Genomic DNA, 9,013 nt, shown 5'->3' with positions numbered 1-9,013 from the left:
GATTATTTACCGCTGTTCTACCAACATCGGTCTCTTTACCTGAACAATACGGTGCTATCTTTGCCCACTGGGCATCACTTAGGGTTAATCTAGTCATAACACTATGATTATCAATTATTCTATATATGTCAACACACCCTAATTTAAAAGATAAAAAGTCGTTAATCAGGCTGCGCCAGTATCGACAATAAGTTCCCTACTTTATCTAAGCACTCTTGATATTCTGCCGCACATTCTGAGGCGATAGTAATGCCGCCGCCTGCCCATAGACTGACATGACGCGACTCGCCTTGCTGCTGTGCTTGCAAAGTGCGAATCAGTACGTTCCATTGCCCACTGCCATCAAAGTTCATATAGCCGAGCGTGCCACAGTACGCGCCGCGCGGAGTGGTTTCTAACTCATGAATAATCTCAACGGCGCGTTTCTTCGGTGTACCAGTGATAGAGCCTGCGGGCAAACTGCCAAACAGTACTGTAAGTGGATGCGCCTTGTCATGCAGCGTTGCAGTGATGGTGCTGACCATGTGATGCACATTGCTAAAGCTCTCAATGGCAAACAGCTTGGGTACTTTAACGCTGCCTGTCTTGGCGTATCTTCCTAAGTCATTACGCAGCAAATCGACAATCATTACATTTTCAGCGCGGTCTTTTTCGCTGTTGCTGAGCGCCTGTTTTAACGCCGCATCGGTGTCCGCATCTTGACTGCGCGGACGCGTGCCTTTAATCGGCTTGGTGCAGATGCTGTGCTGGTCGTTATGGTTATAAAACGTAAAAAACAGCTCAGGCGAGCAGCTTAACAGCTCAAAATCTAGCGCCGCAGAATCAGCGTTTTTCAAGCCAATAAAGCCTGCAAACGGCGCATGCGTATTGGCATTTAAGCTGGGCAAGTAGCTTAATAGGGTAGGCGTTTGCGCCGTTTCTTGGGTAAGTGGCGCGGGCAATGTCCCTTGCCATTTTTGAGTCAAGTTAATCTGATAGCAATCGCCTTGTGTCAGATAGTCTTGTGTGCGCTTAAATGCTGCCTCGTACTCTTTTGGCTGCCAAGTCGCTTGTAAGTGTAGGGCAGGAGGTGCGAGATAACTGCCTTGTGAGCATAATGCCGCATCAAAATTGCTCAGCGCATTTGCGATGGTGTGTACAATCGCTGGCGCATCATGAGCCTTAGTATAGGGCGCGCCTGCGTAATACAGCTGCCATAGCGCGCCATTTTGTATCAGACAAATATCATAGTGCCCCATATAGGCAGCAGGCTGGTTGCTGAGCACTGTAACGGCTTGCGGACTCATTGCCCGCGCCGCAATGTCATAACCAATAAAACCAATCAAACCGTGACTATAGCAAGGGGTCTCTTGCGCGCCATTGTGAACGTCAAGAGAGGCGTCCGCTTGTGTTTCACTATAATTAATCAGCGCCGCTTGCCAACTCTCGTAACTCATTTGTATTTCGTGGTTATCTGCATCACGTCCATGCTCATAGACGCGATATTGCGGCGTTTCACCACTATTATCACTGTCGCCGACAGGGTAGAGCGTCCATGCACGTTTCGGTAGCAGCCCGATGACAGGTTGCCCATCATTGTGTAGCCATGCCAGTTGCCACTCTGCTTGCGCGTCCATTTGTGGTAAATACGCTTGCAAACGCGGCAAGATATCGGCGGCGCTTAACGCACCAAAACGCCACCCATGACGGGGCATGGATGGCGCTGTGGAGGTATTTTTGTTTTCAGGTACGACTGGCATAATTACGCGTCGAATCGCTTAACAATCAAGGTCGCGTTGGTGCCACCAAAGCCAAAGCTGTTACTCATGATCGTCTCAAGCTTGGTATCACGCTTTTCAGTGACGATGTCAAAATCAGCCGCACGCTCGTCTAGCGTTTCGATGTTGATGCTTGGCGCGATAAAGCCTTCTTTGAGCATTAATAGGCAGTAGATCAGCTCTTGAGCGCCGACCGCGCCTAAGCTGTGACCTGTCATTGACTTGGTTGAGCTGATAGGCGGCACGCGTCCGCTGCCATGTTCACTAAAGGCTTGAGCAATGGCTTTTAGCTCAGTAATGTCACCGAGTGGCGTACTCGTGCCGTGGCTATTGATATAGTCAACCGTGGACAGACCTGCTTCTGCCAGTGCTTGCTTCATGCAGCGTACCGCGCCTTCACCGCTTGGAGCTACCATTTCTGCGCCGTCTGAGCTTGCACCGTAGCCGACGATTTCAGCGAGGATAGTTGCGCCGCGTGCTTGAGCATGCTCTAAACTTTCAACCACTACCATCGCACCGCCGCCAGCAATCACAAAGCCATCACGGTCTTTATCATACGCGCGTGACGCTTGTTTTGGCGTCTCATTGTATTGCGTGCTCATTGCGCCCATCGCGTCAAACATGCACGACTGTGTCCAATGCTCCGCTTCACTACCGCCTGCAAGGATAACGTCCGCTTTACCGAGCTGAATCAGTTCCGCCGCGTGACCGATACAATGCGTTGAGGTCGCGCAGGCAGACGAGATAGAGTAGGAGATGCCTTGGATTTTTAGACCTGTTGCTAGTGCTGCCGATACCGAGCTGCCCATGGTTTTGGGTACGGCCATCGCGCCCACACCGCGCAGCCCTTTTTCGCGCATGGCATCAACGGCGTTCATCACATCTTGGGTGGACGAGCCGCCTGAGCTTGCCACCAGACCCACGCGTGGGTTGTGATTGATGGTATCTAGGCTCAGACCTGAATGCTCAATGGCTTGCAATGCGCTGACATAGGCATAAAGGCTTGCGTCACTAAAAAAGCGCTTAAGCTTACGATCAATACCTGAGGTGTCGAGCGCAGACTTATCAATGCTGCCACTGACTTGCGATTTAAAACCATGCTCAGCGTACGTCTCATTAAATGTGATACCACACTGCCCTTGCGATAAAGCCTCAGTGACGGTCGCTAAATCGTGTCCGATACAAGAGACAATCCCTGCTCCAGTGATGACGACTCGGCGCATAGCGTATTCCTTATAATAACGATAAAAAAATAAACGTGTTAAAAGGGCAGATACCCTTTGCCTTTGTCCAAACGCTTCGCAGCATATATGTCAAATAACCGTTAAATACGGTCGTAATCTGCCAAAACTTGGTGGACAAAAGCCATGAGCGGTATCATACCGTATCAACACCGCAAAAGCTTTGCTGAACTGTAAAATAAGCATAAAAAACAGGCAGCCAATAGCAGACAAACACAGCCATCAATACCACAGATACTTATAACGACCTATAAAATGACGCATAAACAAAGATACAAACTCATGCTATCAATAACAGAGCGTACACTGACAACAGGGCAGGGAGTCTATTATAATTGTAGGTCTATGTGATAAAAGAGCGTTGGTTCATGACTAAGCGCTATTTTATTACCGCAGAATAACAGACCGCAGACGCTTAGAAAAACGGACACGTCGTCATCGCAATGGTCGTACTATTTATAATAAATCAATTTTTATATTAAGGATAACCTCATGGCAAAACGCAACGCGCTATCAAGCAGTATCAGCATGGTCGGTCATTTTACCCGTAACAATCTTGAACGTATGGGCGCACTTCTTGATACGGTAAACAGCAAATCTAGCAAAGCACGTAAATACGATGCTGTTGATTTGGGCAAAGAAGCATATCAGCGTGACCTGTTCAGTGACCAAACGCTCAAAGCCACCCAGCAGCTGATAGGAACGCGTTTTGCTACGTATGGCAAATACGCCAAAAAAGTTGTGCCTAACAGCCTGTTTCAATCGGTTGTAGATAATGCCTTTATGCAAGTTGCCAAACTAGCCGCAAAATGGAGTCAACTTGATTTGCCTAATGAGCATCGTTTTGCTGACGTTGCCAATTTTGATGACGAAGAGCGTTATGCCTTAGCGACTGACATCGCCAATCAAAACCGCGCTTTAGCAACCCTAGGTGGTATTACGGGCTTAGCAGGTTTACCAGGGTTATTGGCAGATACGCTTTGGTTACTACTGGTGTCACTGCGTACCGTTTATCAGTTGGCTGCCGTATATGACCAGCCATTGACAGGCAAACAAGGCATCAAAATGGCTTATGAGCTACTAAGCAGCGCTGATTTAAGTAAAATGCAAGAAAAGCAGGCCATACTAGCAGGTCTTGGCATGGGTAAGGGTTTGTTGGACAACGCACAAAGCAATGGCCTACACAGCGAGCTAAAAAACCTTGGTCTCAAAAATCAAAACGTCAACTATTACGCCGAACAAGTGGACAGCATCGCCAGCCAAGTGGGTATCGACCTAGACAATATCGATTTAACATGGGTTCGCCGTTTCTTACCGATTACCGCTGTTGGTATTGGGATGCGTTATAACAGCCAGTTGATCGACGAAGTGATTGGCGTTGCCCAAGCCACCTTTGCGCCTGAGCCAAAGCTTGCCCAGCCACTACTCGCGGACGATACTCAATCAGCAGACAGTGAGAAAAAGGCAAATGCTGGCAAGACTGATACGGATAAGTCTGCTACAGATAAAGACGATACAAAAGACACCAAAGCCACTGATTCAAAAACAGCTGATACCAAAAAAGCAGACACACCAGAAAAATCAGAAACAGCAAAAGAAGCAAAGCCAAACACGAGTGACAATGCCTCACAGCATGTCGATATTGCTAATAAAGCGGTTACGGATGTCGTTGTCGAAAAAACGCATAACGCTGAAGCTGATGATGCTAAAAACGATGTAAAAGCAGACAAAGCAGCAGTGAAGGCAGACAGTAAGAAAGCTGACAGCGAATCAAAGCACGTTGACATTGCCAATAAAGCGGTCACTGATGTGGTCGTCGGAAAAGCGCATAAAGAAACAGACGCCAAAGACAGCAAATAAGTTAAAATGCGCACAGGCAAACGGCCTGAGCGCTTCAAATAGAACGTAGCGCTGTTGGGTTATTATCTGCGAATATCATAGATAACGGCTTGAAAAGTTTAAGACAAGCACCATATAACAGCGCATACCGTTATCTCAAAGCACACTTGCCTGAGTTTGTAAAGTCAAAACGTGGATAAGTGGTTGAAATAGCAGTAACATATCTTTATAATACAGTGTCCTAAAAATGGGTGACGCCGATTATTGTTTTTACAATAGGTCGTGCGAGTGACGCCCATTTTTTTGTTTTATACCAAACGGGAGAAGGATGCCTTATGGCAACAACTAACCAATTGATTCGTAAGGGTCGCAAAACCATCAAGGAAAAATCAAAAGTTCCTGCGTTGCAAGCGTGCCCACAACGTCGTGGCGTATGTACTCGTGTATATACCACCACACCTAAAAAACCAAACTCAGCCATGCGTAAAGTATGCCGTGTACGTTTGACTTCAGGCTATGAAGTATCAAGCTACATCGGTGGTGAAGGCCACAACCTACAAGAGCACAGTGTTGTACTTATCCGCGGTGGTCGTGTAAAAGATTTGCCAGGTGTACGTTACCACACCGTACGTGGCGCACTTGACTGTGCTGGCGTAAAAGACCGTAAGCAAGGTCGTTCTAAGTACGGTGCGAAAAAACCTAAAGCATAAGCTTAGCGTTTAGCTGTACCACCCCATTAACTGTGCATGGGCTTGGTGCTGATAGTGGCAAGTATTGATGAAGCAAAACTGCCCCAGCATACCACCATGCAGTAAGGCTGACTGACAATCTAGCGTTGCTGTATAAGCGTACTGTTTGTGAATGTCAGACACTCCTGAAGACAAGGAAATTTATTATGCCAAGACGTCGCGTCGTTGCTGCCCGTGAGATTCTTCCAGATCCTAAGTTCGGTAGCCAAACCATTGCAAAATTCATCAACCACGTTATGAAAGATGGCAAAAAATCTACTGCTGAGCGTATCGTATACGGTGCTCTTGAAACAGTAAGCCAAAAGCGTAACATCGAAGATCCAGTATCTTTCTTTGAAGAAGTACTAGAAAACGTACGCCCAATGGTAGAAGTAAAAGCCCGCCGTGTTGGTGGTGCTACCTACCAAGTACCCATGGAAGTACGTCCCTCCCGTCGTACTGCCTTGGCAATGCGTTGGTTGGCTGAAGCTGCTGCTAAGCGTTCTGAAAAATCAATGGCTCTACGCCTTGCAGGTGAACTTGGTGATGCCTTTGAAGGTAAAGGTAGCGCTATGAAGAAGCGTGACGAAGTCCACCGTATGGCTGACGCTAACAAAGCGTTCTCGCACTACCGCTTCTAAGCCACTATTGCAACAAAGCGGATGGGTTGTCATAAAACATCCGCTTTTTAGAGGTATCATCCTTGCCGTACAAAATCGAAAGGTCTTAGCCTGCGTGATTTTGTATCTGCAAGGGTCAGTGATATGATAGATACCCCTAACGCAAAGCTCATCTAAAATAACGTTCCTAAAGGTGCGTTATTTTTTAAAATATAGGATGGGCTTTGTTTGATTATATGTTGTCCCCAATGAATACCCCCGGTTTATAGGTCACCTGTGGCATACCGCGATAACCTATCGCTTTTGCTGACATTGCGTGTTACCGCATGAGGGGTAGGCAAAATATTACATACACGACTTTCCCTAGGAAAACACTATGGCTCGTACAACTCCCCTAAAGCGCTATCGCAACATCGGTATCTCAGCGCACATTGATGCTGGTAAGACGACCACAACTGAACGTGTCTTATTTTACACAGGTGTCAGTCACAAAATCGGCGAAGTTCATGATGGCGCAGCTACCATGGACTGGATGGAACAAGAACAAGAGCGTGGTATTACCATTACTTCTGCTGCGACCACTTGTTTCTGGTCTGGTATGGCAAAACAGTTCGACGAACATCGCATTAACATCATTGACACCCCAGGCCACGTTGACTTTACTATCGAAGTAGAGCGTTCAATGCGTGTACTTGACGGCGCGTGCATGGTGTACTGTGCAGTAGGCGGCGTACAGCCACAGTCTGAAACCGTATGGCGTCAGGCGAACAAATACAAAGTACCTCGTCTTGCGTTTGTTAACAAGATGGACCGCGTTGGTGCCGATTTCTACCGTGTTATCGACCAAATCAAAACACGTCTAGGCGGCAAGCCAGTACCACTGGTTATCCCAATTGGTAAAGAAGAAGACTTTGAAGGTGTTGTTGACCTTATCACTATGAAAGCCATCTATTGGGACGAAGCGTCTCAAGGTATGAACTTTGATGAGCGTGATATCCCAGCAGAGCTTCAAGACAAAGCCGAAGAGTATCGTGAGTACTTGGTAGAATCAGCGGCTGAAGCATCAGAAGAGTTGATGAATGACTACCTAGAAAACGGTGATCTAAGCCAAGAACAGATTCATGCTTCGATTCGTCAGTTGACTATCGATAACGAAATCATCCCAATGCTTTGTGGTACTGCCTTTAAAAACAAAGGCGTACAAAAGATGTTGGACGCGGTTATTCAGTACCTACCAGCACCAATCGACGTACCAGCAATCCGCGGTATCCTAGATGACAAAGATGAGACCGAAGCGACTCGTGAAGCATCTGACGATGCACCGTTCTCAGCACTTGCGTTCAAAATCATGAACGACAAATACGTTGGTAGCTTAACCTTTGTACGTGTGTACTCAGGTGTTATCACTCAAGGCAGCAGCGTTTACAACCCAGTTAAAATGAAGCGTGAGCGTGTAGGCCGTATTGTACAGATGATGGCAAACTCTCAAGAAGAGCTACCAGAAATCCGTTCAGGTGATATCGCTGCGCTAGTGGGCATGAAAGACGTGACTACTGGTGACACGCTATGTGATGAAGACAACATCATCACCCTAGAGCGTATGGAATTCCCAGATCCAGTAATCAGCTTGGCGGTAGAACCAAAAACCAAAGCTGACCAAGAAAGAATGTCAATCGCGCTTGGCCGTTTGGCTAAAGAAGATCCATCGTTCCGTGTACACACTGACGAAGAGTCTGGTCAGACCATCATCAGCGGTATGGGCGAATTGCACCTTGAGATCTTGGTTGACCGTATGAAGCGTGAGTTCAACGTTGAAGCTAATATCGGTGCACCTCAGGTTGCTTACCGTGAGACGATTCGTGCAACCGTTGAGCAAGAAGGCAAATTTGTACGTCAGACTGGTGGTCGTGGTAAGTTCGGTCACGTATGGCTACGTCTTGAGCCCCTTGATCCAGCGGGCGAAACTGAATACGAATTCGCTGAAGAAGTTGTTGGCGGCGTGGTACCAAAAGAATTCCACGGTGCGGTTGACAAAGGTATCCAAGAGCGTATGAAAAACGGCGTTCTAGCAGGCTACCCAGTTGTTGGCGTAAAAGCGACTCTATATGACGGTTCATACCATGACGTTGACTCTGATGAGCTATCGTTCAAAATGGCTGGCTCTATGGCGTTCAAAAAAGGCTTCATGAATGCAAATCCTGCACTTCTTGAGCCTGTCATGAAAGTTGAAGTAGAGACCCCAGAAGAATACATGGGCGACATCATGGGCGATCTAAACCGTCGTCGTGGCATGGTTCAAGGTATGGACGATCTACCTGGTGGCACCAAGCAAATCCGTGCTGAAGTACCGTTAGCAGAAATGTTCGGTTACGCGACACAGATGCGTTCTATGTCACAAGGTCGTGCGACTTACTCAATGGAATTCCAAAAGTACGCGGAGATTCCAAAGTCAGTATCAGACGCGATCATCTCTAAATACAACGCAAAAGATGACGACGAGTAAATATTACTAAATACAACGGGCGTACAAAATTGTGCTACCGTTTGTATGAAATCGACCAATAACGGGTGAAAAAGCTTGTTATTGGTCAAGATTTTCTTATAATATTTGCACATTGTATTTATCATTTTTACAATTATCTTAATTTAGTCAATGATAAGACCTATTCGGACATTGACTCCAAATAAAGAGGAATAACCCATGGCAAAGGCCAAGTTTGAACGCAGCAAGCCACACCTTAACGTCGGTACAATCGGCCACGTTGACCACGGTAAAACAACCCTAACTGCAGCTATCGCAACGGTAGCGGCTAAAACTTCAGGCGGCG

General features: G+C 47.0%; 7 protein-coding genes. 5 read left to right on the top strand and 2 right to left on the bottom strand.

Annotated features, from left to right (window positions below; all coding sequences use genetic code 11):
- Positions 1-161: 161 nt before the first annotated feature.
- Both JIE71_RS03950 and JIE71_RS03945 read right to left on the bottom strand, forming a co-directional pair.
- Positions 162-1,739 carry an anthranilate synthase component I family protein gene (locus JIE71_RS03950; RefSeq protein ID WP_199507438.1) on the bottom strand — a complete coding sequence of 526 codons (1,578 nt, stop codon included), beginning with the start codon at positions 1,737-1,739 and terminating at the stop codon, positions 162-164.
- 2 nt (positions 1,740-1,741) lie between these two features.
- On the bottom strand, positions 1,742-2,980 hold the full coding sequence (locus tag JIE71_RS03945) for a beta-ketoacyl-ACP synthase II (protein WP_199507437.1): 1,239 nt from the start codon (positions 2,978-2,980) through the stop codon (positions 1,742-1,744).
- A gap of 510 nt (positions 2,981-3,490) precedes the next feature.
- On the opposite strand from JIE71_RS03945, the gene JIE71_RS03940 reads away from it, so the two are divergent.
- The 5 genes from JIE71_RS03940 to JIE71_RS03920 all read left to right on the top strand — a co-directional run.
- Positions 3,491-4,858 (top strand): EcsC family protein, encoded by a 1,368-nt coding sequence (locus JIE71_RS03940; protein WP_199507436.1) that lies wholly within the window; start codon positions 3,491-3,493, stop codon positions 4,856-4,858.
- A gap of 314 nt (positions 4,859-5,172) precedes the next feature.
- Positions 5,173-5,547: a 30S ribosomal protein S12 gene (gene rpsL, locus JIE71_RS03935; RefSeq protein ID WP_025646352.1), complete on the top strand. Its 375-nt coding sequence runs from the start codon at positions 5,173-5,175 to the stop codon at positions 5,545-5,547.
- 185 nt (positions 5,548-5,732) lie between these two features.
- Complete coding sequence (gene rpsG / locus JIE71_RS03930; protein WP_199507435.1) at positions 5,733-6,206, top strand: 30S ribosomal protein S7; 474 nt, start codon at positions 5,733-5,735, stop codon at positions 6,204-6,206.
- Between the two features lie 355 nt (positions 6,207-6,561).
- A complete protein-coding gene (gene fusA, locus JIE71_RS03925; protein ID WP_199507434.1) occupies positions 6,562-8,688 on the top strand; it encodes an elongation factor G in 2,127 nt (708 codons plus the stop codon).
- Positions 8,689-8,886: 198 nt separating this feature from the next.
- Positions 8,887-9,013 (top strand): GTP-binding protein (locus JIE71_RS03920; RefSeq protein WP_228284536.1); only part of this gene is annotated, 127 nt, incomplete at its 3' end.

The organism is Psychrobacter sp. bablab_jr014 (assembly GCF_016464015.1).
In the GTDB taxonomy this organism is placed as follows: domain Bacteria; phylum Pseudomonadota; class Gammaproteobacteria; order Pseudomonadales; family Moraxellaceae; genus Psychrobacter.
Note: the sequence above shows the minus strand (reverse complement) of the source record. Positions and strands in the feature narration are given on the sequence as shown.